The following is a 26,732-nucleotide window of genomic DNA, read 5'->3' as shown; positions in this document are numbered from 1 at the left end:
CACTATATGCTCGACGTCACGTTCACTGTCAAGCACCACCGGGTCCGGACATTTCTCATCGCAGGGAATCGCCGGAAGGTCGCGTGGAGCGGCGACGTCTATTTGAAGGAGATTCTGCTCATGACCGATTTCAAGGACGTTATAGCCGGCGGCCGCACCAGCCTCGGAATCGAACTCGGCTCAACACGAATCAAGGCATGCCTCATCGGTGAGGATCCTTCGACGGTCCTGGGGGTAGGCAGCCATGAGTGGGAGAACCAACTCGTCGACCGCCTGTGGACCTACTCGCTGGCAGATGTCTGGAAGGGCGTCCAGGCCGCCTATGCGGAGCTGGTTGCCGACGTCGAACGCCGGTACGGTACGCGGCTCGAGAATCTCGGGTCGATCGGCGTCTCGGCGATGATGCACGGCTACCTTGCCTTCGACGACGCCGATGAACTGCTTGTGCCCTTCCGTACCTGGCGCAACACCAACACCGGAGCGGCTTCAGCGGAGCTCACCGAGCTCTTCGGAGTCAATATCCCGCTGCGGTGGTCAATCGCCCACCTGCACCAGGCTGTACTGGACGGTGAACCTCATTTAGCGCAGGTTCGCTCGATCACAACCCTGGCCGGCTACGTCCATCGTGAATTGACCGGCCGCAATGTCCTTGGCGTGGGCGATGCCTCCGGAATGTTCCCCATCGACTCCGGCACCAGCAACTACGACGCCGGGCTGCTCACCCGCTATGACACCCTGGCAGCCGAAACCGTACCCGGCCTGAAGCTATCCGAACTTCTGCCCGAGGTCCTGGTGGCCGGCCAGCCGGCAGGCGAACTGACTGCTGAGGGGGCCGCTCTCCTTGACCCCACCGGCGGCCTCCGCCCGGGTGCCCTGCTGTGTCCGCCGGAGGGCGACGCCGGCACCGGGATGGTGGCAACGTCCTCGGTTGCCCCCCGTACCGGCAATGTAAGCGCCGGCACGAGCATCTTCGCGATGGTGGTTCTCGAACGTCCGCTCGAGCGGGTGCACCATGAACTGGACCTGGTCACGACCCCTTCCGGTGACCCCGTTGCCATGGTGCACTGCAACAACGGTGCCAGTGAACTCGCCGCGTGGGTGGGCCTCTTCTCCCGCTTCGCAGCGGCTTCGGGAGCCGTGTCGGCTTCCGGTGCTGCCCTGAATTCGGACGACGTCTTCACTACCCTCTTCCGGGAAGCGCTCGACGGCGCTCCCGACGCCGGCGGCCTGCTCGCCTACAACCACCTCGCCGGAGAACCGATCGCCGAAATTCCTGAAGGCCGGCCCCTGTTCCTGCGGACCCCGGACAGCGAATTCACCCTGGCCAATTTCATGCGCGCGCAGCTCTACGGGGTCTTCGGCACGCTCGCCCTCGGGATGCGTGTTCTTTCCGGAGAGGGCGTTGAGCTGGACCGCATGTTTGCGCACGGAGGTATGTTCCGTACCGCGGACGTGGCGCAGCGTTTCCTCTCCGGCGCTCTCGCCGCACCCGTCTCCGTCGCGGCAACGGCCTCGGAAGGCGGCCCCTGGGGGATGGCGGTGCTGGCTTCCTATGCTTCGGCCAACGCCGCCGGCGATGAACTGGACCTGGACGCCTACCTTCGTAAACACGTCTTCGCCGACGCAGAATTCGAAACAACCGAACCTGACGCGGCCGACGTCGCCGGCTTCGCAACCTACCTCGACCGCTACCACACGGGTCTGCAGGTCGAAGGCGCCGCGATCAGCGCCCTGCCAGTGGAATAGTCCGGGACGAATCCCCGCGGCGGATGTCCGACGGGCGGTCTACCGGGGGGAGGCGGCTGACTGCCGGACGATGAGTTCGGGAACAACGGTCCGCGGTGCGCTCTGTACGGGCACTCCCAGTTGAGTGAGCAGGTGCGCCACGCAGCGCCGTCCCAGTTCGTCGAAGTCCTGGCGAACCGTCGTGAGGGGTGGGGCGAAATGCCGCGCATCAGGCACATCGTCGAACCCAACAATGCTGATGTCCTCAGGAACCCGGAGACCGCGGTCACCGCAGGCATGCGTGAGCCCCAACGCCATCTGGTCATTGGAGGAGAAGACTGCCGTGGGCGGGTCTGCGGCAAGGAGCTCCTGGCCTATCCGGAAACCGCTGTCGGAGGTCCAGTCACCGGTGACAATCCGGGACGAATCCAAACCCCAGTTCGCCATTTCAGTACGAAACCCCCGAATTCTCTCCTTCGACTCCACCCAGCCGTCCGGTCCCGCAACATGCGCGATGCTGCGGTGGCCCAACTCCAGCAGATGTCGGGTTGCGAGCCTGGCGCCGGCCACCTGATCAACCGAGAGCCCGTGATCGTCCGCTGCTGATGTCGAATGCACCGTGACCATGGGCAACTTGACGGGCAAGTGAACGAGCTGGCGCAGGGTAGCCTCCTGCGGCGCCAGGACAATGAGTCCCTCAACCGCGTGATCAACCAGCCGTCCAAGGGCTTCTTTGAAAGCGGTCTCTTCAAGGGACGTAAGCGTAGCCGTATCGACAAGGTAGCCGGCAGTGGAGGCTGCAGATTCAATTGCAGCCCTGGTCGACGCCGGACCGAAGTAGGTGCCGTTTGTGACCAACACGCCGATCATGCCGGAGCGGCTGGTGACCAGCGAGCGGGCCGCGCGGTTGGGGCGGAACTGGAGTGCTTCCATCGCGTCGAGAACCCGCTGCCGCGTGCTCTCGCGCAGGCTCGGGTGCCCGTTGATCACGCGCGAGACTGTCTGGTGAGAGACACCTGCCGCCTTCGCGACGTCGCGGATGTTCGCGGAGCGGCTGCGCGCGGGCGGCTGCCCGGCAGACGACGGCGTCGGTTCACTGTTCACGGTCACACAGGAAACGGTACTTGATCAGGGAAAAACTCTGCAGAAATAGCACAGCCAGTCGCGTCGAAATGTTCATCCGCACCACGCCATAAAATACCCAAAACCCCTTGAACCGTGCTCCGAAAAGAGAAGGTTTGACTACTTATCAGGAATTTAACTGAACCCGGCGAGCGCGATATTCCGCCGCGAACAGTTCACCCGGAAAAGGACCCGAATTGCATACAAAACCGATCAGCGGCATCCCGCTCACGCCCGATCTTCACCAACCCGTGGGAGGAACGTCGACTGGCGGAAGGCATGAGCGGGACACCACTGAAGCTTCAGCTACCGCTGGTTCTTGCGGGGCTTGGCGAACAGCGATTCGCTGGACTCTGCCTTTGCCCTCTTCTGGGCACGCTTTTCAAGGATGGACTTTCCTTGCTTTTTCACGCCAGCGCTCCGGGGAGACTTTCCTGACACGGGGATCACCGCCTTCCTCATCAATACCGAGAACCATACCCATTTATATTTTTAAAGCCAGTCCTGACGCTGTCGAAGAAATATGCAGCCCTCACGATCTCCGGAATTGCTAAAAAACAGGAATGGGCTATGCTCAAACATTCATCACCGCCCCGGACCTTCGTTCACTCGGTTCTTCCGGTGGTGCCCGCACGTATTTTAGGAGTGAAATGCTGCATTCAGTTGCCCCCGCTACCTGGCTCACACAGGAGGCCTATACGCGTCTGAAGCGGGAACTGGACGTATTGCTCAATGCACGGGGGCAGCAGGAAGAGTCCAGCCAACAAATGGCCAGGGAATCACGCATCAGGCAGCTGACGGCACTGCTGAAGAACGTGAACATCCATTCACCCGCAGATGATGGAATCGTAGAGCCGGGCATGCTGATTGAAGCCTGCATCGACGGGCAGCCCGAAGTGTTCCTGATGGGAAACCGAGTCATCCTGGGAACGGAGGAGCTAAACGTTTTCAGCGAACAGAGCCCTCTGGGTGTAGCCATCCGCGGTCTGCGACCCGGGGATGTCACCTCTTACACGGCGCCGAACAAGCGGCAGGTCACCATCTCGATCATCGCTGCCACTCCGTACACGGGACCCGGCCAGGCGGGCGGCCAGCGTTAGGCCGAGTCGGTGGGGGCAGCACGGTGGTCCACGGCAGCCGTCGCCTCATCGATCCGCACAATTGCTGCATCAAGCTTCTCGACGGCTGCCCAGAGGCGGGGTTGCTGCTCGCGGACCTGCTCGAGTGTGAGGCCGGAAGATCTCAGCGTGGCCAGATCGAAGCTGACATTCGTTCGGGCTCCGGTCACGGCCGCGCGAAGTGCACCAAAGGCCACCACGACGTCCGCTATCAGTGCCTTATTGCCGTTCTCCGCCAACCAGGACAGGTCATCAATCGCAGCGATGGCGTGATCTCCCAGCATTGCGGATGACCGCGCGGCGCCCAGCGATGCCTCGCGGATGGCCCGGTCGCGCTCGTCGCCCTCGTTCAATCGGAACGCGGAACCGAAGGCGCGCGAAGCGGCCGCGTCATCATCCGCCAACCGCAGGGCGGTCCGGCGCAGCTCCTGCGCCCGGGCCAGCAGCCTCTCCAACTGCTCTCCCTGCTCAGCGCCGGGATCGGTGTACCCCGCGACCATAGAGGTCAGCGACGCTGCAATGGCGAGCATGACCCCTGCTCCTGCACCGCCGCCGGGCGAACCCACCGATTCCCCGAGAGCCTGTGTCCATTCCTCGACTGTGGAGCCGGAAGTTGTGATTTCTGAATCAACCATGAGGCAAGTCTGTCCCAATGTACGCATGTATGAAATGGAGCGGGATGTCAGAGCCGGCTTCTATGCTGACGCCATGCTTGCGAGAGACCCTCAGATTGTCGCTTCATGGGTGGCCGGGACCGCCATCCGTCACGCAACAACACGGCCCTTCGACCTCGGCAGCGCCGTCAGCGAAATCAGGACTATTCACGGCGTCAGCCCGCAGGTCCTCGCGGAGGTCGCCGGAATGTATCTCGGATCGATCGAGGGCAAACCGACCAGCAGCTGGTCGCATCCCCTCGTTGCACAGATCTGCTTTGAGGCCGGTGCGGACCTGTCCCTTGTACCTGCCGCGATGAAGCGCGCACGCGGCCGGTCCAAGATTGTCTGGCCGGGCATCACCCTGCCGGACGAATCCGTGTTGCACGCAGTGACCGCAGGAAAAGACCCCTCATGCGGACACTAATCGACCGCAACTGTACGTACGGTATGGGCATGGCTATCGCAAGGTTTCCCACGACCGTTATTGATTGTCCCGATCCCCTTGCCCTCGCACGGTTTTACGGGACCATGCTGGACTGGAAGGTCAAGCAAGAGCCTGACTGGGTTGAGGTCCAGGCGGACTACGGCCAGTGCATCTGCTTCCAGAAGGTGGGGGACTATTCGCCGCCTGAGTGGCCGGGCCAGCACTCCCCGCAGCAAATGCACCTGGACGTGATAGTGGATGATCTGGATGCAGCCGAAGCCGCCGTACTCGAACTCGGAGCAATCAAGCACGAGCACCAGCCGGGCGAATCATTCCGCGTTTTTCTGGACCCGGCTGGACACCCCTTCTGCCTCTGCTCGGGATAGCCCCGGCACAGCCCTGTCCCTCCCGGCGGATCGCTTATCCCAGCAGAACCGCCACCAACAGAGACGCCGGCAGTGCCAGCAACGAACTCATCAGGATGATGTCGCGGACCAGCGTGACCTTCAACCCGAACTGGGCGGAGAACAGGAACACGTTCTGCGCGGTGGGCAGCGCCGCCATGGCCACCACGCCGAGCAGCGCTGTGCCCTCGACACGGAAGAGGTAGTAAGCAACCACCCACGCGATGACCGGCATCAGCGCGAGCTTCACCACACTTCCGAGCACGACGTCGGCACGCAGGCTCCGCTGTGCCAGCGGCTTCTGTCCCCGGAGACTCATACCGAAAACCATCAGGAGCAGCGGGATTGACGCTTGGCCAAGCATCTCCAGCGGCGTCCAGATTATTGCCGGCAGCGTGAGCGAGGTTGCGGCAAACAGTGCCCCTGCGGCCGTCCCGAGAGTGACGGGATTGGCCACCGACCGCAGAACCGTCCGCGCAAGCGTCGGTGACCTGCGCTGAGACTGGGAACCACCGGCGGGCCCGGGCGCCGTCGATGAGCCGGCAGGGCTTGTCTTCCTGCCGCACCAGGCGAAGATTGTGAGGAAGACCGGCGCGATCACCAGCAATTGGGCCAGCAGCACCGAGACCACCGGGGCGGAACTCCCCACCGCATACAGGGCAATAGGTATGCCGATGTTGCCGGCGTTGACGTAGCAGGACGCCATCGCCCCCACCGCTGTCTGTGCCGCCGGGCGTTTGAGGATGAAGCGGCTGAACAGCGCATAGACAACGGCGGTCGCGGCAGCAACCAGGAGCGCGATCGGCGTGTAGATGCTCAGGACTTCAGCAAGTTCGGTCTCGGCGAGCAGGATGAACATGAGCGCCGGGTTGGTGATGTAGTAAATCACCGGCGTGAGCCCCTCCTGCATGGCCCGGGTGCGGGTTGGGAGGAGGATCGAGGCGACAATGCCAACGCCGACCAGCGCCAGGACAATGCCGAACCCGAGGAGAACCCCCTCCACAAACCCTCCTGTTTACCTGTCGATTCCTACTGACCCTGCATCAGCGGACCAGGCAGGGCCTCTTCGGGTCAAACGTCCACTCGGAGATCAGGTATTGCATGGACGCGGCATCATCGCGGGCGCCAAGACCGTGCTCAAGATACAATGCATGCGCTTCTTCGAGGCGGCCGCGGTCCAACTCGATCCCTAGTCCGGGTGCGTCCGGAACCCTGATCTCGCCGCCACGGATCTGCAGCGGGCTGGTGGTGAGCCCTTGGCCGTCCTGCCAGATCCAGTGCGTGTCCATCGCCGTGATTTCGCCAGGAGCGGCAGCGCCGACGTGGGTGAACATGGCCAGCGAGATGTCGAAGTGGTTGTTGGAGTGCGATCCCCAGGTCAACCCGAACTCGTTGCAGAGCTGCGCCACCCGGACCGAGCCGGCCATAGTCCAGAAGTGCGGATCAGCGAGCGGGATGTCCACGGCGTTGGAGCGAACGGCATGGGCCATCTCCCGCCAGTCCGTCGCGATCATGTTGGTCGCCGTCCTCAGCCCGGTGGCGCGGCGGAACTCCGCCATGACCTCACGGCCGGAGAACCGTCCTTCGGCGCCGCAGGGATCCTCGGCGTAGGCCACAACGCCCTGCATCCGCTTCCCCAGCCGGATGGCATCCTCCAGCAGCCAGCCCCCGTTCGGATCGAGCGTGATCCTCGCGTCCGGGAAGCGTTCCTTGAGCGCGACGACGGCGTCCACCTCGTCATCGCCCGCGTGCACTCCGCCCTTGAGCTTGAAGTCCGCGAAACCGTAGCGTGCCTGTGCTGCTTCGGCCAGGCGGACGACGGCGGCAGGCGTCATCGCTTCTTCCCGCCGGACACGCACCCAGTCGTCGGAGGAATCCTGCTCGCGCAGGTACGGCAGGTCGGTGGAATCCGGATTTCCCACGTAAAAGAGGTAGCCGACCATCGGCACGGCGTCGCGCTGCTGACCGTCGCCCAGGAGCTCGGCAACGGGAACCCCAAGGAATTGGCCGTGCAGGTCCAGCAGGGCCGACTCGATCGCGGTAACCGCGTGGACAGCTGTGCGCAGGTCGAACGTCTGGAGCCCGCGCCCACCGGCGTCGCGATCAGCGAACGCGGCGGCGACGATGCGCAGGAGACTGCGGAAACGCGCTACCGGCTTGCCCTTCAGCAACCGGCCTGCTTCCTCGATGGTGGAGCGGATCGCCTCCCCTCCGGGAACCTCGCCCAGCCCGGTACGGCCGTCGGAATCGGTGATAATGATGACGTTGCGGGTGAAGAACGGCCCGTGCGCTCCCGAGAGGTTGAGCAGCATCGAGTCGTGCCCGGCAACCGGGACAACCTCGACGACGGCGATGGTTGGCTGGGCGGTCACGCGTCCTCCCCGGTGGCCTTGATGGTTGTACCGTTGCCCTCACCCTCCGTCGCCGGCACTACCGTGCCGTCAATCCGGCGGTTCAGCTGCCAGGGATTGCCGTCCTGGATTGCGGCGGGGCGGAGCACCTCTGGAATGTTCTGGTAGGCGACCGGCCGCAGGAAACGCTCGATCGCGAGGGTGCCGACCGACGTCGTGCGGGTATCCGAGGTGGCAGGGAACGGGCCGCCGTGAACCATCGCGTGACCAACCTCGACGCCGGTGGGCCAGCCGTTGGCGAGAATGCGGCCAACCTTGCGCTCCAGCACGGGCAGGACGCTCGCCGCGGTCTCGTAGTCCGAGTCGGTGAGGTGCAGGGTAGCGGTCAACTGCCCTTCGAGGCGCTTCGCTGCCGCCACCAATTCCTTTGTGGAGGAGTAGTGCACCACGAGCGACGCGGCACCGAAGATTTCCTCGTGCAGAACAGGGTTGCTGAGAAACGTCTCTGCCTGGGTGCCGTAGACAACCGGTGCGGGCGCGTTCTCTGTGGCCCCGTCTGTGCCCTGGGCAACCAGCTCGACCCCGGCCTGCGATCCCAGCGCTTCAACGCCTGCATTCCAGGAGTCCGCGATTCCACGCGTGAGCATGGTCTGTCCCGCCGAAGGTTCGAGCGCACGGGTGACCGCGGCAAGGAAGTTGTCGCCGGCCTCGCCGGTTGGCACGAAGACCAGGCCGGGTGAGGTGCACAGCTGTCCACTGGATCCGGTGACGGAGGTGACATACGCGGCAGCGAGCCCGTCGAGATCGCCCTGCAGGGCACCCTCAAAGAAGATGACCGGGTTGATCGAGCTCATTTCCGCGTACACCGGAATGGGCTGGGGCCGCGCGGCGGCTGTTGCCATGAGCGCCGTGCCACCGGAACGCGAGCCGGTGAAGCCGACCGCCTGAATGACCGGATCCGAGACGAGGGCCTGGCCAATACTGGCACCGGGACCGTAGATGAGGGAGAAGACGCCCGGGTGGAGGCCGGCGTCGTTCACGGCCTCCGTGATAGCGCGGCCAACCAGCTCGCTGGTGCCGGGGTGGGCGTTATGCGCCTTGAAGATCACCGGGCAGCCCGCGGCGAGCGCCGACGCAGTGTCACCACCGGCAGTGGAGAAAGCCAGTGGGAAGTTGCTCGCGCCGAAGACGGCAACGGGACCGAGGGGCACCTTCCGCTGCCGGATGTCCGCGCGTGGCATCGGGGTGCGGTCGGGTTGTGCAGGGTCTATCCGGACGCCGCGGTGATCGCCCTGGCGAACCACCGAAGCGAAGAGACGAAGCTGGGCGGTGGTGCGGGCAAGCTCGCCGCGCATGCGTGGTTCCGGCAGGCCGGTCTCGAGCATGGCACGGGCAACGATTTCCTCACCCGCTGCTTCAATGCGGTCGGCAATGCTCGCCAAAAAAGCCGCATGGGTTTCGGGATCGAGGGTGCTGAGGGAGTCGAAGGCTTCCTCCGCGGCGGAGGTCGCTTCACTGAGCTGTGCCTCGTCGATCAGGGAGTAGGCGGGCTCCAGCGTCTCGTTGGTGGCCGGATTGAAGCCGCAGACGGTCTTGCCGTTCCCGGCAGTTCCCTGCCCGGCGATGATGGAGTGACCCTGAAGTGTGGCGTGCTGCGTAGGCATGAAAGCTCCTTACCGATGGTGTCCGGTTGGTTTTTTCTGGAAGTGCTGGTGTCAGGCGTGGGTGAGCGCGGCGGGTGCAGGACGGATACCGGCGGCGTCGATGAGCGCCCCGAGGTCAGCGAGATCAGCCTCCGTCAGGTTCTGCAGCGGCGGGCGGACGCCGCCGACATCGCGGCCGACGACCTTCAGCCCGCCCTTGACGATCGAGACGCCGTAACCGCGCACCCGGTCGCGGATGTCGAGGTAGGGCAGCACAAAGCGCTGCAGCTTCTCGGTGACCGCTGCGTGGTCCTGCCTCCGGACGTCGCCATAGAACTCAAGCGCGAACTCGGGAACGAAGTTGTACAGCGCCGAAGAGTAGGTGCTCATTCCCAGCTGCAGCAGCGGGAGGGCGAAGGTCTCGGCGGTGGGCAGGCCACCCAGGTAGAAGAGCCGGTCGCCGTTCCTGGCGTAGACCTTGGTGAGATGCTCGATGTCCCCGATGGCGTCCTTGAACCCGATGAAGTTCGGGTGGCGCTCGGCGAGGCGGGCAACGGTATCTGCCGAGTAGATGGCATTGGCGCGGTTGTAGACGATGACGCCGATGTTCGTAGCGGAGCAGACCGCGCTGACGTGGGCCAGGAGCCCCTCCTGGTCGCACTCGGTGAGGTACGGCGGGAGCAGCAGGAGGCCCTCGGCGCCGGCAGCCTCGGCGTCCTGAGCGTTCTGGATGGCCTGGGCGGTGGAACCACCTGCGGAGGCGAGGACAGGCACCTTGGTGCCGACCTCCTCGACGGCCGCGCGGATGACCTGAGCCGCTTCTGCGGGCGTCAGGCTGAAACCCTCACCGGTGCCGCCGGCCGCGAAGAGACCTGCGACGCCGAAACTCGCCTGCCAGGACAGGTGCTGCCGGTAGGCGTCCTCGTCCACGGCCAGCTCCGGCGTGAAGGCGGTTACCGGGAAGGACAGCAGGCCGTCCTTCAGCTTTTGGGCAAGTTCCTGGGGCTCGTACTGGGCCACGATGCATCTTCCTTAGGGCAGATCGCCGTGAACGGCGAGGGGTGGTGCTTCCTTGATGGATTACTTCAACCGTAGGAAATCGGGTGATGCCTGTCCAAGCCCACTTTTGAATGGACTGATGCCCTGCGGGTATCAAAAGGACCTACAGGTCCTTGGTCCGGATGACCTCAAGGAGCCTGCCGAGGGCCGGGTTACGCAGCTCCCTGCTCCAAATGGCATAAAGCTCGACGGCGTCCGGTTCAATATCCGCCAGGCGCAGGTAGGAGACACCCTCTACCCCCAAGAGGCTTGTCGACTCCGGAACGAAGGCCACTCCCCGCCCGGCAGCAACCAGCGCCACCATCGTGAGGACCTGGCTCACCGTATGAACTACATTGCCGTGCTCCACCGGAATGGTGCGGACCACCAGGTCGTAGAAGTACCGGGCCTTGGTCGGCGAATGCATGATCAGCGGGACGCCCTTGAGGTCCGCCACCGTCAACAAGCGGTTCAGCTGGTCAAGCTCGTGCCCCGATGGGACTGCCAGCAGAAGATCCTCGGTGAACATCAGATGCGACTCGAAGAGATCAGCGTCGAAAGCCGGCCGGGCGAGGCCAAGGTCCAGGTCGCCGTCGATGAGCGCTGCCAGCTGCTCACCGGTGACGAGCTCCTGAAGCTCCACATCGACGTCGGGCAGTTCCGTTGCGATCTCCGTCAGCAGCGGCCCAAGGAGGCTGAAACCGGAAGCGGCGGTGAACCCGACCCGCAGTTGACCGGACTTGCCTGCCGCAATGCGCTGCGCCGTCCGCGGTGCCCTCTCGGCGGCGACGACGAGCTTCCTGGCTTCCACCAGGAAGGCGCGGCCGGCAGCAGTGAGCGACACTTTCCGGTTGTCGCGCAACAGCAGCTCGACGCCGACACTGCGCTCCAGTTTCTGGATCTGGCGGCTCAGCGGGGGCTGGGTCATATTGAGCCGTTCGGCTGCCCGGCCGAAGTGCAGCTCTTCGGCGACGATGACAAAACTGTGTGCCTGATCAAGAGTGAACATGATGCCTTCCGGGTATCACTTCATGCATATGTTGGCTTGGACATGCATCATAACCGCTCCGTACAGTCTTCTCAGGGCCGAGCCGTGAGTGCCATCACACCTTTGCTCCAGGCCTGTAGCCGAACAACGCCGTTCCTGAATGAGGAGTACCAACACGTGAAAGCATCATCTACCCGCCGCACCCTGATCACAACCACTGCCGCTGCCGGTGTTCTCGCCCTGTCAGCCTGCGGCGGTAACGTGGCCGGGGGCAGCGCTGAATCCGGCGAAGCGTTCCCCAGCGGCCCCGTAACGATCACTGTTGGCCAGGATGCCGGTGGTTCGACCGATCGCATCGCACGCGCCGTTGCCGAGGGGATGGCGGAAGACCTCGGCGTTGCCGTGCCCGTGGTTAATAAGGCTGGAGCCAACGGCGCGCTGGCCACCAAGGAAGTTGCCGCCATGGAGGCGGATGGACAGAATCTCATCCTCCTCAACGCCTCCCTCATCACCATCACGCCGCTCGCTGTCGGCGAGGACGAGGCAGTGAATCTGGACAATCTGGACGTCATCGCGGGTCTTTCCCAGGACGATTACGTATTGGTAGCCAGCCCGGAGTCCGGGTTTGAGACCCTCGCAGATATTCAGGAAAGCACCGAAGAACTGAACTTCGGCACCACCGGCGTCGGCACCGGCTCCCAGCTGGCCCAGGCGGTTCTTTTCGCCCAGGCCGAGATTGACGGAACCGCAGTACCGTTCGATTCAGGCTCGCCGGCCCTGACCGCTGTCATGGGTGACCAGGTCGACGTCGCCACAATCCAGCTTGGTGAAGCTCTCCCCCAGATTGAAGCCGGCACCGTCACGCCGATCGTTACCTTCGCTGAAGAGCGCCCCGAGTTCCTTCCCGACACCCCGACCGCCATCGAAGAAGGCTATGAGGTTCCCGTGTCGCAGTACCGCGCACTGGCTGCGCCCAAGGGTCTTCCCGAGGACGTGAAAGAGCGACTCATCGAGTCCGTGCAGTCGGTCCGTGACTCCGAGACCTACCAGGAGTTCAACCAGCAGAACATCCTGACCCCGTGGGAAGTAACCGGTGAAGAGGTTGTCGAGGAGTGGAACGCCCTCGCAGAGCAGTACAAGGCACTGGTTGAGGAGTACGACATCTCGCTTTCCGGCGAGTAAGAGCCCGTTTCCTGTCCCAGCCGAGACCATCAGCTGAAATGAGCATCACCATGAAGCGGAATCACGACTTCGAAGCCGAAAGCACAGGCACCGATGTCCCTGGTGTTCCAGATCTGACGCCGGAGGAACTCGCCGCCGAATGGGCGGCAGATTCTCCACCGCCGTCGGGCTCCACGGCCAACCTTGCCGCCTCACTCGTGGCGGCCGGCGTCGGCGTCGCAGGCATGGTCATTGCTGTTGGTCTCGGCCTGGGCACACCGGGCGAGCCACGCCCCGGGACGTGGCCGTTCATTATCAGTCTCATCATCGCCGTCCTCGCCCTCGCGCAGCTGGTTGTCGGCCGGCGCGGGGGTGTGGACGGCGAAAGATTCTCCCCGCTGTCCCGCATGGCAGGCTTCGGCTTCGTCACGCTGTTGGCCATGGTGTGGCTGATGCCGGTCATCGGCTTCGAGATTCCGGCGCTACTGCTGTGCTTCGTCTGGATGAAGTTCCTCGGTGGCGAGACCTGGCGTTCAGCCACTCTCTATTCAGTGCTCGTTGTTGCCGCTTTCTACGCCATCTTCATCCTGGGTCTGGGGACGTCCATCCCCCACCTGTTCTAAGACCTGACGGACCAAAGGACCCACCATGGATTTCTTCGACCCGGTTCTGAACGGCTTCGGCGTAGTGCTGGACCCGCAGAACCTCCTCTACTGCCTGATGGGCGTCGTCATCGGCATGCTCATCGGCGTGCTGCCCGGCCTCGGCCCCGCAGCAACCATCGCAATCCTGCTGCCCCTGACCTACGGCATTGACCCCGTCACCGCGATCATCATGCTCGCCGGCATCTTCTACGGCGCCCAATACGGCGGAACCATCACCTCCGTCCTCCTGCGGCTCCCCGGCGAGGCGAGCTCCGTGGTGACCGTGTTTGACGGTTACGTCCTCGCCAAGCAGGGCAAAGCCGGAACCGCCCTGGGCATCGCGGCCATCGGTTCATTCATCGGCGGGACGGTCGCCATTATCGGCCTCACCTTCCTGGCGCCGCTCGTAGCCAGCTTCGCGCTCGACTTCGGCCCGCCGGAGTACACGGCCTTGGCGCTTGTCGGCATCCTGCTGGTTGCAACCATCAGCGGTGGAACCAAGATCAAGGCACTCATCGCCGCCGCCGTCGGCCTGCTACTGGCGACCGTCGGCCGCGACGTCTTCACCGGCGCCGAACGGTTCACCTTCGGTAACCTGAGCCTCGCCGACGGCATCGACTTCGTACCCATTGCGATGGGTCTGTTCGGAATCGGCGAGATCCTCTACAACCTTGAGGAGCGCCACCGGGCGGTCAGCGCACCGGCGAAGGTTGCCAATGTGTGGCCCTCCCGTGCGGACCTGCGCAAATCCTCCGGCGCTATCGGCCGTGGCTCCGTCCTGGGCTTCTTCCTCGGCATCCTTCCCGGCGGAGGGGCAACGATCTCCTCCATGGTGTCCTACGCGGTGGAGAAGAAGCGGGCCAAGGACCCCTCCCGCTTCGGCAAAGGTGCCGTCGAGGGCGTAGCCGGACCGGAGACCGCCAACAACGCGGCTGCGACGAGCTCCTTTATCCCGCTGCTCACGCTTGGCATCCCGGCCAACGCCACGATGGCCATCATCTTTGGCGCGCTGCTGATCCACGGCATCACCCCTGGACCTCAGCTGATCTCCGAAGACCCGGAGCTGTTTTGGGGCGTGGTGAACTCCATGTACATCGGGAACATCCTGCTCCTGATCCTGTCCATCCCGCTGGTGGGGTTGTTCGTGAAGATCCTGCGGGTTCGGGCCGCCATCCTCGCCCCTATCACGGCGCTGATCACCATCCTCGGCGCGTACACCATCCGTAATTCAATGTTCGATGTGCTGCTCGTGGTGCTCTTCGGGGCGCTCGGCTATCTGATGAAGAAGTTCGGCTTCGAGCCCGGGCCGCTGGTTCTGGCGTTCGTGCTCGGTGAGCTCCTCGAGTCGAACCTCCGCCGCTCGCTGCTGGTACTCGAAGGCGACGTCTCGGGCTTCCTCACCCGCCCCATCTCGGCCACCCTGCTGGTGATCTTCGTCCTGGTAGCAGTGGGCCCCATGATCAAGTCCGCCCTGGCCCGCCGCCAGCGCGACACCACCCGCGTTAACGCAGATTCCTAATCGCACACTTCTAGGAGAACCCATGAGCATCATGGTCGGCTACGTGCCCACACCCGTCGGCGAAGCGGCCGTCGCAGCAGCAATCACCGAGGCGAAGCTCCGCGGCGAGGAGCTGCTGATCGTCAACTCCGTGCGCGAGGGCTCCCGCGTGGACAAGTCGGTTGCCAGCGACGAAGACCTTTCGCGGCTGCAAAAATCAGCCGCCGACGCCGGCATCACCGCGCGCGTTCTTCGCCCCTCCCACAGGGATGACCTCGCGGACGAAATCCTCGAGCTCGCGGTCGAACACGACGTCTCGCTGATCGTGATCGGCCTTCGCCAGCGCACGCAGGTGGGCAAGTTCATCATGGGCTCACACGCGCAGCGCATCCTCCTGCAGGCGGACCGCCCGGTACTCGCGGTGAAGCCGGACGGCCGCGACTGACTAACCGAGCAGGTTCAGCTCGCGAAGCTTCGCCTCGACGTCAGGGTTGGTCGGTTCGACCTGGTGCGCGCCGTCCGGGTACACCACTACCGGAATGTTGGTCCTGCCGGAGATGCTCTTGGCTTCTTCAGCGGCATCCGGCGTTTCAACGAGGTTGATGTACTCGTAGCTGATGCCGAGTTCATCCAGCTGCCGCTTGGTGCGGATGCAGTCACGGCACCAGTCGGCCCCGTACATCCGGATGGTTTCTGGGTTTTTGGTCATGCGTCCATCGTACGGCGAGCTAGGAGCCGGACTCCTGGCCCAGCCGGGACCGCGAGTTGACCAGGTGCAGCCGCATGGCAGCGGCGGCGGTCAGTGAATCCCCCGCAGCTATCGCGTTGCGTACCGCACGATGCTCTGCGGCGACGCGCTGCAACCGCTCTGACTGGCCGCCGTCGTCGGCTGGTTCAAGACGCTCCGGCGGCATCGCAATCATGGCGGGCCCCAGCGACAGCAGCGCGTCAACGAAGTAGAAGTTTCCGCTGGCCTCGGCCACAGCCCGGTGGAACGCGAAGTCGCAGGAGACCGCCGTTGCCGCGTGGTTGCCGGCTGCGTCGAAGGCCTCGAGGGTGCTATCGAGCGCGGCAATCATGGCAGGCGTGGCGTTACCGGCCGCAAGCGCAGCCGCCTCACTCTCCACCCCCGCGCGAAATGACAGCAGCGCGTGCCGCTCCGCCCGGGTCCGGGGCCGCCGCATGCCGCCCGTCGAGTCTTCGTCCGGGGACGGCGGGGTCAGCGCGAAACTGCCGCTCCCCCGCCGGGTGTACACAAGCCCCTCGGCCTGGAGACGCGATACCGCCTCCCGCACCACTGTGCGGCTGACGCCGAACTCGCCGATGAGCGCGCTTTCGCTCGGCAGCTTCTCGCCGGAAGGGATGGTGCCATCCACAATCCGACGGCGGAGGCTGTCGACGAGCGAGACTGCCAGCGTTTGCTTCATGCGCTTAATGCTCACACGACGTCACGCCTGACACGGCCAGGGCCGCTGCCTGCCACAGCCAGCCGACGTCAGCGCCGGCCGAACTCGACACTGTCCGTGGTCCACGCCCGCGCCTGGTCGCTGAAGGTCACGCCCAGCCCCGGGCGGTCGGGGACGATCATGCGGCCTTCACGGGTCTCGAGCCGCTCGTTGAACAGCGGGTCCAGCCAGTCGAAGTGCTCAACCCACGGCTCGCGCGGATACGCAGCGGCGAGATGCAGGTGAATTTCCATGGCGAAATGCGGCGCAAGGTCCAGCCCCGCCTGGTCCGCCAGGGTGGCGAGCCTGAGGAACTGGGTAATGCCGCCGACGCGCGGGGCGTCAGGCTGGATGATGTCGCAGGCGCGGCTGGCAATCAGCCGCTCATGCTCAGCGACGGAGGCGAGCATCTCGCCCGTGGCGATGGGGGTATCAAGTGCCAGTGCCAGCGCGGCGTGCCCCTCGGCGTCGTACGCGTCCAGAGGTTCTTCAATCCAGACCAGATCAAACTGCTCAAGCTTGCGCCCCATGCGCAGGGCGGTGGCGCGGTCCCACTGCTGATTCGCGTCCACCATGAGCGGCACGTCCGGGCCGATGTGCTCGCGGACTGCTGCAACGCGGCGCAGGTCCTCCGCCGAATCCGGCAGGCCCACCTTGATCTTAATGCCGCCGATTCCCTCGGCGAGTGACTGCGAGGCACGCTCCTTCACCTCGTCAATCGACGCGTTGAGGAAGCCGCCGGAGGTGTTGTAGGTACGCACCGAGTCCCGGTAGGAACCGAGCAGCTTGGCGAGCGGCAACCCGGCGCGCTTCGCTTTCAAGTCATACAGTGCGATGTCGAGTGCCGCGAGCGCTTGGGTGGCAACACCGGAGCGTCCCACAGAGGCGCCGGCCCAGAGCAACTTGTTATACAGCTTGGCGATGTCGTTGGGATCCTCACCGATCAGAATCTCGGCGACTTCCCTCGCGTGTGCATACTGCGCCGGGCCGCCTGCCCGCTTCGAGTAGGAGAAGCCGAGCCCGGACACCCCCTGCTCCGTGAGGATCTCCGCGAGGAGGAAGACCACTTCGGTCATGGGCTTCTGCCTGCCGGTGAAAACCTTGGCGTCGGAGATCGGTGTGGCCAGCGGCAGCGTGACGGTGGAGAGTTGAACGTGGCGGATCGCATCGGGCGTGTAAGTCATCGCGGAAGCCTTCTAAAGAGCGGATCGGATAACTTATAGTACAACTACATAACTTGTCCTACAAGTTAGTGACCCTCGACGATCTCCTCATTCCGCGCGAACCGGCGGTTCCGCAGCACGGGCAGGAATTCACGCACTTCTTCGATGCGCTTCCGGGTCACCTCGGCCGTCACCACACCCTGCTCCTCGTCGTTCAGGAAAACCTGCGGAACGCCCATCGGATCGAGGATGGCCGAGTGCCCGATCGTGTGTGAGGACGACGTCCCCGCCGCCGCGATCCACACCGTATTCTCGATGGCCCGCGCGCGCAGCAGCGTCTCCCAGTGCTCGATTTTGTGGTCCCCCTTGAACCACGCAGCAGGCACCAGCACGACGTCGGCACCACGGTCTGCGAGCGCCCTCGCCTGCTCCGGGAAACGGAGGTCGTAGCAGGTCATCAGCCCCACATTGAGGCTACCGACCGGCACCACGGTGATTCCGCCGTCGCCCGGTTTGATGCGCTGCGACTCGGAGTAGCTGAAGGCGTCATAGAGGTGCAGTTTGCGGTAGGTGTCCACAATCCGTCCGGTGTCCTCGATGAGCACCAGCGTGTTGTACGGGCGTTCTTCGCCGCTGGACTCATACCCGCCGGCGACGACGGCGATCTTCAGTTCCGCCGCCAGGAAAGAGAGCTGCTGCACGAAGACGGACCAGCCTGCGTCCACAGCAGCAGCGAGCGCACCCTCAACTTTCCCGATCGAGAACATGGATTCCTCGGGGAAGACGATCAGCTCCGACCCGTCCTCCACCGCCTGGCCGGCGAGCTCCCGCATGGTCGCGACATTTGCGGAGACGTCCCCGCCCGGCCTGAATTGTCCAACACTGATCTTCATCGCGGACCTCTCGGATAGGAAGTGGGGCTGTTTCAAGGGTACCGAAGAGTAGCGTGGCCCCATGGGTATCAGCAGAGAGAAGCCGGGGCCGGGCCAGGAGTCGGTGTGGGACTACCCGCGCCCGCCCCGCGTCGAGAACTATCCGGGCGTCGTCGTTCTCGAATTCGGCGGTCAGGAGATCGCGCGGACTCAGCGCGCCATGCGCGTCCTGGAAACGAGCCATCCGCCCGTCTTTTATGTGCCGCAGGCGGATTTCGCTCCGGGCACCCTGCACCGGGTGGATGGAACCACCTGGTGTGAATTCAAGGGAGCGGCTACCTATTACGACGTCGTTGCCGGCTCAGCACGCGCGGAACGGTCCGCTTGGACGTACCTTGAACCCACGGCCGGCTTTGAGCAGCTGACCGGAACCATTGCCGTGTATCCGGGCCGGATGGACCGTTGCCTCGTTGACAATGAGGTGGTCCAGGCTCAGCCCGGCGACTTCTACGGCGGCTGGATCACCTCGAAGGTGGTGGGTCCCTTCAAGGGCGCGCCGGGCACCTGGGGCTGGTAGCCCTCAGAACTGCGGGTGCCACAGCTCCGTTGAGTTGCCGTGCACTGCAAGCGCCGTTCGCCACCGGTCAAAGACGGAGCAGGGGTGGGAAATGCCGAGATCAACGGTGTCGCCCACCTGAAGGGATCCGGCACTGTCCACCACCGCATGGTGGTCAAACAACCGAACGACGACGCCCGTTGGCTCAGGCAGCGCCTCACCGTCCCGGTGGTGTGCCACGAGGGTGGGCAGGCCGGCGTCGTATGCCAGCTCCCGCTTCCCCGCACCCACGATTGCCCGCCCCTCTTCCGGCACGGAAAGCACGACGGCGCGCACCACCGCTGCGGCCCGCAGGTCCGGCAACGGGGAAACATCCGCGTAGGTGCCGTGGTCGTGAATGACGTAGCAGCCGGAACGGAGCACGCTCAATGCTCCTTCCGGAAGGAATTGTGCAGCACGGTCCTGAAAGGCCGACCCGCCGACCGAGAAGAGTGGCCGCTCGACCTCGAACTGGCTCCGCAGCGCATCGAAGACTTCCATCGCCGTCCGGCAGTGCGCGTCGATCACCGCCAGGTTCTCGGGAGTCCTTACATTCGGCGCGATCCCCTCGTAGGCGCTGATGCCCGCGAGGCGGAGACCGCGGGCATCCTTCACCGCTGCGACGAGACGGGGAGCCTCCGCAGGATGTCGGATGCCGGTGCGCCCGCCCGGAATACCGACGTCAAGCAGCACGAACAGCTGCCGGTCAGTGTCCTCGAATCCGCGCGCGAGTGCTGAGACGGCAGCCGAAGAGTCAGCCAGGCAGTACACCTCGACGGACGGATTGATCTCCAGCAGCCGGCGCAGTTCGCGGACCAGCGGAGGAAACACCACTTCGTTGGCAATCAGGATCCGCCGGGCACCCCAGCCCACGGCATGGGCTGCCTGCGCCGTCGTCGCGACTGTTACTCCCCACGAACCCGGAAGCTGACGCTGGACTATTTCGCGGGTCATCGTTGTTTTGATATGCGGAGCCAGCACCATGGAGTGTTCCACCGCCCACTGCTCCTTGAGCTCAATGTTGGCATCAATGGCATCAACATCAAGCAGCAGCTGCGGGAGGCTGGTCAGGTGCAGGTCGGCGCTGAAGTTCGGCATCTTGCGCATCCTACCGTCCAGCGTCCGTCCAGCCGACGCCGAGCCGACACACATTCCCGATTGCTACAGTTTTACGTCGGTCATCAACATGAGGAGAGTCCGTGAAGAAGAAGTTGCTCTTGAGCGTTGTCCTGGCGGGCTCGCTCGCCTTCGCAACTGGCTGCGCCGGTAACACCGAGGCAGAGCCTGCACCGAGTGAAAGTGCAGCAAGCACACCGGCTGAAGCCCCTACCCCCGATCTTGAAGGGGTCCCGGACGTCGTCGCAACCGTCAATGGCATCGAGGTCACCAAGGAAGAATTCACCACTTCCTATGAGGGCGCCTTCACGCAAATGTCCATGCAGTCCCAGGTAACCGGGCAGGAAGTCGACCAGGAACAGCTGAAGACGCAGACACTCGACAACCTCATCGGCAACAAGCTTCTCATCCAGGAGGCTGACGCCCGTGGGATCGAAGCCAGCGAGGAAGCCATCACAGCGACAACTGATGAGCTGGTTGCATCGAACCAGTTCACGTCCGCTGACGAGCTGTTCGCGGCGCTTGAAGAGAAGCAGGGCATTCCCAAGGAGGAAGCCATCGAGCAAATCAAGCAGCAGGTCCGAATCGATGCGCTGCTCGCAGAGGAAGGCGCTGACGCCGCGCCGACCGAGGAGGAATTGAAGGCTCTGTACGAAGAGGCCAAGGCCTCGGGAGCCGCGGCCGCGCAGGGCGCAGAAATCCCGCCGTATGAGGAAGTGAAGTCGCAGCTTGAGCAGCAGGCCAAGCAGCAGAAAACGTCGGAAGTCGCGCTTGCGCTGGTAGAGAAGCTGCGTGAAGAGGCCGACGTCGTCAGTAATCTTTGAGCCAACCCGGACAATAAGAACGGCCAGGTCCCCGCAACGGGAACCTGGCCGTTCTTATGAGGAAAGCTAACCGCCGATCAGATCATTGATCACGATCGTCTGGTCGCGGTCCGGGCCAACGCCGATCGCGGAGAACCGGGCACCGGACATCTTCTCGAGCGCCCGCACGTAGGCCTGGGCGTTCTCCGGCAGGTCCTCAAGGGTGCGTGCGCCGGTAATGTCTTCGGTCCAGCCGGCAAAGTACTCGAAGATCGGCTTGGCGTGGTGGAACTCGGTCTGCGTCATGGGCATTTCATCGTGGCGGACGCCATCCACGTCATAGGCCACGCAGACAGGGATGCTCTCGATCCCGGTCAGGACATCGAGCTTGGTCACGAAGTAGTCGGTGAAGCCGTTGACCCGCGCAGCGTGGCGGGCCAGTACGGCGTCATACCAGCCGCAGCGGCGCGGCCGGCCGGTGTTCACGCCGAACTCACCGCCGGTCTTCTGCAGGTAGATGCCCATGTCATCGAACAGTTCGGTGGGAAACGGCCCCGCGCCTACCCGGGTGGTGTAGGCCTTGATGATGCCGACGGCGCGGCTGATCCGGGTGGGCCCGATGCCGGAGCCCACCGACGCTCCACCCGCGGTCGGGTTGGATGACGTCACGAACGGGTAGGTGCCGTGGTCCACGTCGAGGAACGTGGCCTGGCCGCCCTCCATGAGGACCACCTTGCCGGCGTCGAGCGCTTCGTTGAGCACGTACGTGGAATCGATGACCAGCGGGCGCAGCCGGTCGGCGAAGGACACGAAGTACTGGACGATTTCCTCGACCTCGACGTCCCGTCGGTTGTACACCTTGAGCAGGAGTTCGTTTTTCTGCTTGAGCGATCCCTCAACCTTCTGGCGGAGGATCGACTCGTCGAAGACGTCCTGTACGCGGATGCCAAGGCGCGCGACCTTGTCCATGTAGGCCGGTCCGATGCCGCGACCGGTGGTTCCGATGGCGCGCTTGCCGAGGAAGCGTTCCGTGACCTTGTCGAGGACCTGGTGGTAGGGAGCAACGAGGTGTGCGTTGGCGGAAACGCGCAGCTTCGAGGTGTCAGCGCCGCGTGCCTCCAGCCCGTCGATCTCCTGGAACAGAGCCTCGAGGTTGATGACGCAGCCGTTGCCGATGATCGGAATGGCGTTGGGGCTGAGAATGCCGGCGGGAAGGAGCTTGAGCTCGTACTTCTCTCCGCCGACGACGACGGTGTGCCCGGCGTTGTTGCCGCCGTTTGGCTTCACGACGTAGTCCACACGCCCGCCGAGCAGGTCTGTGGCCTTGCCTTTGCCTTCATCGCCCCACTGGGCTCCGACGATCACGATTGCTGGCATGGGATCCTCCCCCATTGTTTGGCGGCAACAAGTGCGCGCCGCGTGCCGCGCGAAAAGGTGCCGCCGTGCATGAGAATGCCCCAAGACTTGTAAGAAGTCCGGGGCTCTTACCACCCAAGTTTAGCGGACAACATAAAAGGAGACGCTAGAGAAGGTCTGAGCTGTTGATGAACCCGACAACCATCGCCGTCCACCAGCAGGTTTGCGAAATTGCGAGGCAGATCAGCAGGTGAACCCGCATCCCGGCGGGGACGTCGCCAAACCGGGTCCCTGCCGGCATGGAGTTCAGCCGTCGCATGCACGGTATGAGGAGGATCCCGTTGAGCATCAGCACCAGCACCGCGGAGACCTTGATGATGGTCAGGGGATTTTCCATGGCCGGGTTGATCAGGGCGCCGGTGACCAGCAAGCCTGCGAGCCCACCCCAGATGATGGGCATGGCCGCAGACTCTATCCGGCTGGTCTCGACCAGTTTCCGCCGCGAGATCAGCCAGAGGAACCCCACCCAGTCGACCAGCAGGACAGCACCGAATGCCGCGACCAGGGAGATGGTATGCACAATGAGGGCAACCTTCGCGACCCCCGGATCAACCTCGAGCAAAGCGCCGATCGTCACGGACAAAATCCAGGCTGCCGTGGCGCCGACGGCAAAGAGTGCAATGCGCGGAGGTGAATAGGAGGTTCGCAGGGAAACGCGGGGTAGGGCGGAATCCATGATGTTCAGCTTCTCTGGGGTGCCACGCTGGTCGCGGCGGACGTGAGGGAACGGGTGTCTCCGACTCCTTTCACGTCGGCCCCCAACAGTGAACTGAGGACTGCATTTTACGCCCGACACAACTGCCCCAACAAGGACAATTGCCTCTGCCAACTGTCCGGCGCCACTGGTGCCGGAAGCGCCGCGCGGGGTAGCGTTCGCCCATGTCGGATTCCCAGGCCCGAGCCCGCTGCGGCATCTCCGGTTGGCGGTACGCACCCTGGCGTAAGTCCTTCTACCCGGCCGGCCTTCCGCAGCGCCTCGAACTTGAGTACGCCGCGTCCCAGCTCGACACCATCGAGATCAACGGGACCTTCTACTCGCTCCAGCATCGCGACAGCTTCCTCCGCTGGCGGGAGACCGTGCCGGGTGACTTCCGGTTCTCCGTCAAGGGCCCGCGCTACATCACGCACATGCTCGGACTACGGAATGCCGAGACCGCGCTGGCCAACTTCTTCGCCTCCGGAGTGCTTGCCCTTGGCGAGAAACTCGGGCCCGTTCTCTGGCAGCTGCCAGCTACCCGCCGCTTCGATCCGGAACTCCTGGATACCTTCTTCTCTCAACTACCCAGAACGACGACGGCGGCCGCCTCCCTCGCCCGCGGCCACGATGAGCGGCTCAAGGACCGGGACTGGGTCACAACTGACGCGGACCGGCCCATTCACCATGTGCTTGAGCCTAGGCATGAGAGTTTCGGCGCCGAGCAAAGTTATGAGATTCTGCGTCGTCACGGCGTCGGGCTGGTGGTGGCGGACTCGGCAGAGAAGTGGCCGCAGTTCCGGGAGGTGACCGGCGACGTCGTCTATGTCCGGCTGCACGGCAGCACCGAGCTCTACACCAGCGGTTACACGGAGACAGAGCTGGACGAGTGGGCGGCGCTCAGTGAGGGCTGGCTGTCCGGACGTGCCTGCCCGGACGGGCGCGGTCGCGACGTCTACCTGTATTTCGACAACGATGTGAAGGTCCACGCCCCGTTCAACGCGATCGGACTCGCTCAGCGATTGGGCGGGCGCAAACCCCAGAACGACGACGGCCCTGCACCTTCGTAAGGCCAGGAGTGGTTGCATCAGCTCCAGGAATCCGCCCACATATGTCGCGAAGACGCTGCCATGGAAGACTGCTGGCATGGAGGCACCAACGCGCGACCACGACCTCGTCCTTTTCGGTGCGACTGGTTTCGTCGGTGAACTGATCGCCGGATATCTTGCGGACCACGCTCCGCCGGACCTGCGCGTGGGACTCGCCGGAAGGTCGAGAGGAAAGCTGGAGACCGTACGGTCCAGGCTGCCCGTCACCGCACACGATTGGGCTCTCATCGAGGCTGACTCGGAGAACCCTGACTCGCTCGCTGCGCTGGCCGCGGGCACCAGGGTTCTCTTCACCACGGTCGGTCCCTACGCAAAGTATGGGCTGCCCGTCGTCGAGGCATGTGCCCGCGCCGGCACCCACTACGGTGACCTGACGGGCGAGGTGTCCTTCATTCGCGAAGCCATCGACCGCTGCGACACTCTGGCAAGGACTACCGGCGCACGGATCGTCCATGCGTGCGGCTACGACTCCGTCCCGTCGGACCTCGCAGTGCTCCTCCTGCACCACGCCGCGGAGACTGACGGCGCGGGCGGACTGATCGAAGTGCAGCTCGTCGCCAGGGCGAAGGGTGGCTTCAGCGGCGGCACCATCGAGTCGATGCGCGGGCAGCTCGACGGCATGCGGTCGGATCCTGTGCTGCGTTTCCTCGCGGGTGATCCCTATTCCCTCAGTCCGGACCGGACGGCGGAGCCCTCCACCCGGCAACCGGCGGACCTGGGATGGGTCGGCCGCACGGAGGGCGGCCTGTGGACCGCTCCCTTTCTCATGGCGTCAGTGAACACGCGGATCGTTCGTCGCAGCAATGCCCTGCAGGGTTGGGCCTACGGACAGTCCCTGCGATATGGCGAGGTGATGGGTATGCAGCGCGGGCCCGCCGGGGCCGTTCTTGCCGGAGCGACGGCGCTCGGCCTGCGGGTGTTCGGCACCGCACTGGCCCTACCGCTCACGAGGAAATTACTGGACCGCGTCCTTCCCTCGCCCGGGGCGGGCCCGAGCGAGGCCGCGCGGCGATCTGGCTGGTTCCGTTCCCAGGTGACTGCTTCCACCCAGAGCGGCCGGCGGTACCGGGCCGTCGCAGCCGGATCCGGGGACCCGGGATACGCCGCCACCGCCGTCATGGCCGGAGAGGCAGCGCTCTCGCTTGCCCTCGACGGCGACCGCCTGCCGCCCGCGGCAGGATCGCTGACCCCGGCGACCGCCCTCGGCGACGTCCTGGTTGAGCGGCTTCGCGCGGCAGGCCATACCTACGAGGTCATTCCCCTCACCTGACGAAAAGCGTCTAGGCTGGGATGATCAGCACGCTTATCATCCCAGCCTCCTGCTTCCTACCGCTCGGCTGCTGCTGGGATCGCTAGTTGGATTGCCCTGGAGGTACGTTGAACGAGCAAGTGCAGATTGACATGACGTCCACGGCTTTGTCTGAGGCGGAGTTGAGTGTTGAGGATCTGTGGATCCGTTACTACGGACTTGGAGGCGGCATCTCAGCGTTCGAGGTGCAGTGCTACCTGACGGGCCAACTGTCATTGCCGTCTCTGGAACGAAATCTTCTGGCCGAAGCCGCCAATGAACTGCTTGAGCTGACAACGGTGCAGACCCGTGTACCGGTTCATTCCGAGAGCGACGCCGACTCCCCTGACAGGGACCCGCGACGGGGACTCGGTGCGGCAGGGGCATTCCTGTTCAGCGCCGTCGAACAGGAGAATGAACGCTTGGCCGCATTGGACCGGACCCGCTTACTGGACTCCTTCCCCGAGGCCCGGTTTGATCGGTACACGCAACAGGCAAAGGAGCACTTCCAGGTCAGCTCGTCAATCATCGCTTTGCTCGATGACCGGCGCTTGTTTCTCAAATCAGTGCTTGGGCCGATTGAGCAGAATCTGCCGCGGGAGATCACTTTCTGCGATACGACGGTCCGGAACGCCGGCCCGCTCATCATCAATGATGCACTTGAGGACGAACGGTTCCGGCAGAACCCACTCGTGCTGGGCGAGCCATTCATCCGCTTCTATGCCGGTTACCCCTTACGGGGACCCGGTGGATGGACCGTGGGCACACTGTGCGTCATCGATCAGAAACCACGCGACTTTTCCGTCGAAGACGGGCAGTTCCTCAAGGACCTGGCCCGCCTCGTCCAGGAAGAAATTCTCAACCGTTGATCCCGGGCGCGAGCTTCGTGGGCTCACGGCGCGAGTCGGGTCAGGTGAAATGGGTTTGGACGGGCGCGGACTGTTACTGTCTCGCAGCGAAAGCCGCCGGATGCTGAGTAGTGCTACGCACTCTCAATCCACGTGAAACGCATCAGGATTGCGGGACGGTTATGATTCTGACTGCCACGAGATTTCACATCTCGGGCTGGGGTCCAGAAGCAGGCCCGAAAGTGCTGATCGATAGGCGATTACTTTGAGTTCCAAACTCGGCCCCTCTGACCCATTCCCCGAAGACCTCAGTGAGCTCGCGCTCACTGAGGTGGAGATCCTCAACAGCAAGGTGCACCGCGAGCTTGACCTTGAATACGTTCGGGACGGCACGCCGTCGTTCGAGACGGAAATCCGCAAGGAAGAACTTACGGATGAACTTGACCGCCGCGATGCTGAACTGGACGAACAGGACGCTCCCCTGATCCGGCTTGTCCAGGGTTGAGCGTTTCTTGTGTGAAACCACGGCATAATACTCAGGTGAAATAGGGCCACCATCAGTAGGCTTACCTATCAACAGCCCGCGAGTGAGGTGACCGGGCTGGCACAAA

General features: G+C 64.0%; 28 protein-coding genes. 14 read left to right on the top strand and 14 right to left on the bottom strand.

Features of this window, described 5'->3' with window-relative positions; translation table 11 throughout:
• Positions 1-120: 120 nt before the first annotated feature.
• Positions 121-1,746: a xylulokinase gene (locus ABFX19_RS07080; protein WP_277359333.1), complete on the top strand. Its 1,626-nt coding sequence runs from the start codon at positions 121-123 to the stop codon at positions 1,744-1,746.
• A 39-nt stretch (positions 1,747-1,785) separates the two neighbouring features.
• Here the strand turns inward: ABFX19_RS07080 and ABFX19_RS07075 are convergent, their stop codons facing one another.
• Positions 1,786-2,835 carry a LacI family DNA-binding transcriptional regulator gene (locus tag ABFX19_RS07075; RefSeq protein ID WP_277359332.1) on the bottom strand — a complete coding sequence of 350 codons (1,050 nt, stop codon included), beginning with the start codon at positions 2,833-2,835 and terminating at the stop codon, positions 1,786-1,788.
• A 662-nt stretch (positions 2,836-3,497) separates the two neighbouring features.
• Between ABFX19_RS07075 and ABFX19_RS07070 the strand changes: the two genes are divergently transcribed.
• Complete coding sequence (locus tag ABFX19_RS07070; RefSeq protein WP_277359331.1) at positions 3,498-3,947, top strand: GreA/GreB family elongation factor; 450 nt, start codon at positions 3,498-3,500, stop codon at positions 3,945-3,947.
• Here ABFX19_RS07070 and ABFX19_RS07065 read toward each other — a convergent pair.
• On the bottom strand, positions 3,944-4,600 hold the full coding sequence (locus ABFX19_RS07065) for a cyclodeaminase/cyclohydrolase family protein (RefSeq protein WP_346027894.1): 657 nt from the start codon (positions 4,598-4,600) through the stop codon (positions 3,944-3,946). The genes ABFX19_RS07070 and ABFX19_RS07065 overlap by 4 nt on opposite strands.
• Before the next feature lie 73 nt (positions 4,601-4,673).
• Between ABFX19_RS07065 and ABFX19_RS07060 the strand changes: the two genes are divergently transcribed.
• Both ABFX19_RS07060 and ABFX19_RS07055 read left to right on the top strand, forming a co-directional pair.
• Positions 4,674-5,045, top strand: a complete 372-nt coding sequence (locus tag ABFX19_RS07060) for a hypothetical protein (protein ID WP_346027893.1) — start codon at positions 4,674-4,676, stop codon at positions 5,043-5,045.
• 29 nt (positions 5,046-5,074) lie between these two features.
• The gene (locus ABFX19_RS07055) at positions 5,075-5,431 is read left to right on the top strand and encodes a VOC family protein (protein ID WP_346027892.1); all 357 of its coding nucleotides are present in this window, start codon (positions 5,075-5,077) and stop codon (positions 5,429-5,431) included.
• A 34-nt stretch (positions 5,432-5,465) separates the two neighbouring features.
• Here the strand turns inward: ABFX19_RS07055 and ABFX19_RS07050 are convergent, their stop codons facing one another.
• The 5 genes from ABFX19_RS07050 to ABFX19_RS07030 form a co-directional block, all read right to left on the bottom strand.
• Entirely contained in the window at positions 5,466-6,452 is a 987-nt protein-coding gene (locus ABFX19_RS07050) for an AEC family transporter (protein WP_346027891.1), read from the bottom strand.
• A 40-nt stretch (positions 6,453-6,492) separates the two neighbouring features.
• Entirely contained in the window at positions 6,493-7,821 is a 1,329-nt protein-coding gene (locus tag ABFX19_RS07045; protein ID WP_346027890.1) for an enolase C-terminal domain-like protein, read from the bottom strand.
• Entirely contained in the window at positions 7,818-9,464 is a 1,647-nt protein-coding gene (locus tag ABFX19_RS07040) for an aldehyde dehydrogenase (NADP(+)) (protein WP_277359326.1), read from the bottom strand. Before ABFX19_RS07040 ends, ABFX19_RS07045 begins: the two co-directional genes overlap by 4 nt.
• Before the next feature lie 51 nt (positions 9,465-9,515).
• Complete coding sequence (gene kdgD, locus ABFX19_RS07035; protein ID WP_346027889.1) at positions 9,516-10,463, bottom strand: 5-dehydro-4-deoxyglucarate dehydratase; 948 nt, start codon at positions 10,461-10,463, stop codon at positions 9,516-9,518.
• 142 nt (positions 10,464-10,605) lie between these two features.
• Positions 10,606-11,490 (bottom strand): LysR family transcriptional regulator, encoded by an 885-nt coding sequence (locus ABFX19_RS07030; protein ID WP_056546006.1) that lies wholly within the window; start codon positions 11,488-11,490, stop codon positions 10,606-10,608.
• 156 nt (positions 11,491-11,646) lie between these two features.
• Between ABFX19_RS07030 and ABFX19_RS07025 the strand changes: the two genes are divergently transcribed.
• The 4 genes from ABFX19_RS07025 to ABFX19_RS07010 are packed head-to-tail and all read left to right on the top strand — an operon-like array spanning position 11,647 to position 15,217.
• Positions 11,647-12,651 (top strand): Bug family tripartite tricarboxylate transporter substrate binding protein, encoded by a 1,005-nt coding sequence (locus ABFX19_RS07025; protein ID WP_056546004.1) that lies wholly within the window; start codon positions 11,647-11,649, stop codon positions 12,649-12,651.
• A 50-nt stretch (positions 12,652-12,701) separates the two neighbouring features.
• Positions 12,702-13,253, top strand: a complete 552-nt coding sequence (locus ABFX19_RS07020; protein ID WP_346027888.1) for a tripartite tricarboxylate transporter TctB family protein — start codon at positions 12,702-12,704, stop codon at positions 13,251-13,253.
• 25 nt (positions 13,254-13,278) lie between these two features.
• Positions 13,279-14,793 carry a tripartite tricarboxylate transporter permease gene (locus tag ABFX19_RS07015; RefSeq protein ID WP_277359322.1) on the top strand — a complete coding sequence of 505 codons (1,515 nt, stop codon included), beginning with the start codon at positions 13,279-13,281 and terminating at the stop codon, positions 14,791-14,793.
• A gap of 22 nt (positions 14,794-14,815) precedes the next feature.
• Positions 14,816-15,217, top strand: a complete 402-nt coding sequence (locus ABFX19_RS07010; protein ID WP_056545999.1) for a universal stress protein — start codon at positions 14,816-14,818, stop codon at positions 15,215-15,217.
• Here the strand turns inward: ABFX19_RS07010 and ABFX19_RS07005 are convergent, their stop codons facing one another.
• From ABFX19_RS07005 to ABFX19_RS06990, 4 genes are all read right to left on the bottom strand, one after another.
• Positions 15,218-15,481: a glutaredoxin family protein gene (locus ABFX19_RS07005; protein WP_277359321.1), complete on the bottom strand. Its 264-nt coding sequence runs from the start codon at positions 15,479-15,481 to the stop codon at positions 15,218-15,220.
• A 19-nt stretch (positions 15,482-15,500) separates the two neighbouring features.
• A complete protein-coding gene (locus ABFX19_RS07000; protein WP_346027887.1) occupies positions 15,501-16,199 on the bottom strand; it encodes a FadR/GntR family transcriptional regulator in 699 nt (232 codons plus the stop codon).
• A gap of 68 nt (positions 16,200-16,267) precedes the next feature.
• Positions 16,268-17,401 carry an L-talarate/galactarate dehydratase gene (locus ABFX19_RS06995; RefSeq protein WP_346027886.1) on the bottom strand — a complete coding sequence of 378 codons (1,134 nt, stop codon included), beginning with the start codon at positions 17,399-17,401 and terminating at the stop codon, positions 16,268-16,270.
• A gap of 65 nt (positions 17,402-17,466) precedes the next feature.
• Positions 17,467-18,273: a carbon-nitrogen hydrolase family protein gene (locus ABFX19_RS06990; RefSeq protein ID WP_277359769.1), complete on the bottom strand. Its 807-nt coding sequence runs from the start codon at positions 18,271-18,273 to the stop codon at positions 17,467-17,469.
• Between the two features lie 61 nt (positions 18,274-18,334).
• Here ABFX19_RS06990 and ABFX19_RS06985 point away from each other — a divergent pair, with 61 nt between their 5' ends.
• Positions 18,335-18,829 (top strand): DUF427 domain-containing protein, encoded by a 495-nt coding sequence (locus ABFX19_RS06985; RefSeq protein ID WP_277359770.1) that lies wholly within the window; start codon positions 18,335-18,337, stop codon positions 18,827-18,829.
• A 3-nt stretch (positions 18,830-18,832) separates the two neighbouring features.
• On the opposite strand, the gene ABFX19_RS06980 is transcribed toward ABFX19_RS06985, so the two are convergent.
• Positions 18,833-19,945, bottom strand: a complete 1,113-nt coding sequence (locus ABFX19_RS06980; protein ID WP_346027885.1) for an alanine racemase — start codon at positions 19,943-19,945, stop codon at positions 18,833-18,835.
• Between the two features lie 101 nt (positions 19,946-20,046).
• Between ABFX19_RS06980 and ABFX19_RS06975 the strand changes: the two genes are divergently transcribed.
• Entirely contained in the window at positions 20,047-20,787 is a 741-nt protein-coding gene (locus tag ABFX19_RS06975; protein WP_346027884.1) for a SurA N-terminal domain-containing protein, read from the top strand.
• Between the two features lie 66 nt (positions 20,788-20,853).
• Here the strand turns inward: ABFX19_RS06975 and ABFX19_RS06970 are convergent, their stop codons facing one another.
• Together ABFX19_RS06970 and ABFX19_RS06965 are read right to left on the bottom strand one after the other, a co-directional pair.
• The gene (locus tag ABFX19_RS06970) at positions 20,854-22,143 is read right to left on the bottom strand and encodes an adenylosuccinate synthase (RefSeq protein WP_277359773.1); all 1,290 of its coding nucleotides are present in this window, start codon (positions 22,141-22,143) and stop codon (positions 20,854-20,856) included.
• A gap of 145 nt (positions 22,144-22,288) precedes the next feature.
• Positions 22,289-22,858, bottom strand: coding sequence for a hypothetical protein (locus ABFX19_RS06965; protein ID WP_277359774.1), 570 nt, complete (start codon positions 22,856-22,858; stop codon positions 22,289-22,291).
• Positions 22,859-23,061: 203 nt separating this feature from the next.
• Here ABFX19_RS06965 and ABFX19_RS06960 point away from each other — a divergent pair, with 203 nt between their 5' ends.
• The 4 genes from ABFX19_RS06960 to ABFX19_RS06945 all read left to right on the top strand — a co-directional run bounded on the left by ABFX19_RS06960 (position 23,062) and on the right by ABFX19_RS06945 (position 26,626).
• Positions 23,062-23,946 (top strand): DUF72 domain-containing protein, encoded by an 885-nt coding sequence (locus ABFX19_RS06960; protein WP_346027883.1) that lies wholly within the window; start codon positions 23,062-23,064, stop codon positions 23,944-23,946.
• A gap of 76 nt (positions 23,947-24,022) precedes the next feature.
• Positions 24,023-25,255 carry a saccharopine dehydrogenase family protein gene (locus ABFX19_RS06955; RefSeq protein WP_346027882.1) on the top strand — a complete coding sequence of 411 codons (1,233 nt, stop codon included), beginning with the start codon at positions 24,023-24,025 and terminating at the stop codon, positions 25,253-25,255.
• 107 nt (positions 25,256-25,362) lie between these two features.
• Positions 25,363-26,142, top strand: a complete 780-nt coding sequence (locus tag ABFX19_RS06950) for a GAF domain-containing protein (RefSeq protein WP_277359933.1) — start codon at positions 25,363-25,365, stop codon at positions 26,140-26,142.
• A 244-nt stretch (positions 26,143-26,386) separates the two neighbouring features.
• Complete coding sequence (locus tag ABFX19_RS06945) at positions 26,387-26,626, top strand: hypothetical protein (RefSeq protein WP_277359932.1); 240 nt, start codon at positions 26,387-26,389, stop codon at positions 26,624-26,626.
• Positions 26,627-26,732: the final 106 nt, after the last annotated feature.

This window comes from Arthrobacter parietis (genome assembly GCF_039530425.1).
Lineage (GTDB): Bacteria > Actinomycetota > Actinomycetes > Actinomycetales > Micrococcaceae > Arthrobacter_D > Arthrobacter_D parietis.
Note: the sequence above shows the minus strand (reverse complement) of the source record. Positions and strands in the feature narration are given on the sequence as shown.

Excerpts from the sequence above, each read along its gene's own strand:
- ABFX19_RS07020 (WP_346027888.1), top strand. The coding sequence starts at position 12,702 with ATGAAGCGGAATCACGACTTCGAAGCCGAAAGCACAGGCACCGATGTC.
- ABFX19_RS07000 (WP_346027887.1), bottom strand. The coding sequence starts at position 16,199 with ATGAAGCAAACGCTGGCAGTCTCGCTCGTCGACAGCCTCCGCCGTCGG.
- ABFX19_RS06990 (WP_277359769.1), bottom strand. The coding sequence starts at position 18,273 with ATGAAGATCAGTGTTGGACAATTCAGGCCGGGCGGGGACGTCTCCGCA.
- ABFX19_RS06960 (WP_346027883.1), top strand. The coding sequence starts at position 23,062 with ATGTCGGATTCCCAGGCCCGAGCCCGCTGCGGCATCTCCGGTTGGCGG.
- ABFX19_RS06965 (WP_277359774.1), bottom strand. The coding sequence starts at position 22,858 with ATGGATTCCGCCCTACCCCGCGTTTCCCTGCGAACCTCCTATTCACCT.
- ABFX19_RS07005 (WP_277359321.1), bottom strand. The coding sequence starts at position 15,481 with ATGACCAAAAACCCAGAAACCATCCGGATGTACGGGGCCGACTGGTGC.
- ABFX19_RS06955 (WP_346027882.1), top strand. The coding sequence starts at position 24,023 with ATGGAGGCACCAACGCGCGACCACGACCTCGTCCTTTTCGGTGCGACT.
- ABFX19_RS06970 (WP_277359773.1), bottom strand. The coding sequence starts at position 22,143 with ATGCCAGCAATCGTGATCGTCGGAGCCCAGTGGGGCGATGAAGGCAAA.
- ABFX19_RS07060 (WP_346027893.1), top strand. The coding sequence starts at position 4,674 with ATGCTTGCGAGAGACCCTCAGATTGTCGCTTCATGGGTGGCCGGGACC.
- ABFX19_RS07030 (WP_056546006.1), bottom strand. The coding sequence starts at position 11,490 with ATGTTCACTCTTGATCAGGCACACAGTTTTGTCATCGTCGCCGAAGAG.
- ABFX19_RS06985 (WP_277359770.1), top strand. The coding sequence starts at position 18,335 with ATGGGTATCAGCAGAGAGAAGCCGGGGCCGGGCCAGGAGTCGGTGTGG.
- ABFX19_RS07065 (WP_346027894.1), bottom strand. The coding sequence starts at position 4,600 with ATGGTTGATTCAGAAATCACAACTTCCGGCTCCACAGTCGAGGAATGG.
- ABFX19_RS07080 (WP_277359333.1), top strand. The coding sequence starts at position 121 with ATGACCGATTTCAAGGACGTTATAGCCGGCGGCCGCACCAGCCTCGGA.
- ABFX19_RS07015 (WP_277359322.1), top strand. The coding sequence starts at position 13,279 with ATGGATTTCTTCGACCCGGTTCTGAACGGCTTCGGCGTAGTGCTGGAC.
- ABFX19_RS07040 (WP_277359326.1), bottom strand. The coding sequence starts at position 9,464 with ATGCCTACGCAGCACGCCACACTTCAGGGTCACTCCATCATCGCCGGG.
- ABFX19_RS06980 (WP_346027885.1), bottom strand. The coding sequence starts at position 19,945 with ATGCCGAACTTCAGCGCCGACCTGCACCTGACCAGCCTCCCGCAGCTG.
- ABFX19_RS07010 (WP_056545999.1), top strand. The coding sequence starts at position 14,816 with ATGAGCATCATGGTCGGCTACGTGCCCACACCCGTCGGCGAAGCGGCC.
- ABFX19_RS07055 (WP_346027892.1), top strand. The coding sequence starts at position 5,075 with ATGGCTATCGCAAGGTTTCCCACGACCGTTATTGATTGTCCCGATCCC.
- ABFX19_RS07070 (WP_277359331.1), top strand. The coding sequence starts at position 3,498 with ATGCTGCATTCAGTTGCCCCCGCTACCTGGCTCACACAGGAGGCCTAT.
- ABFX19_RS06995 (WP_346027886.1), bottom strand. The coding sequence starts at position 17,401 with ATGACTTACACGCCCGATGCGATCCGCCACGTTCAACTCTCCACCGTC.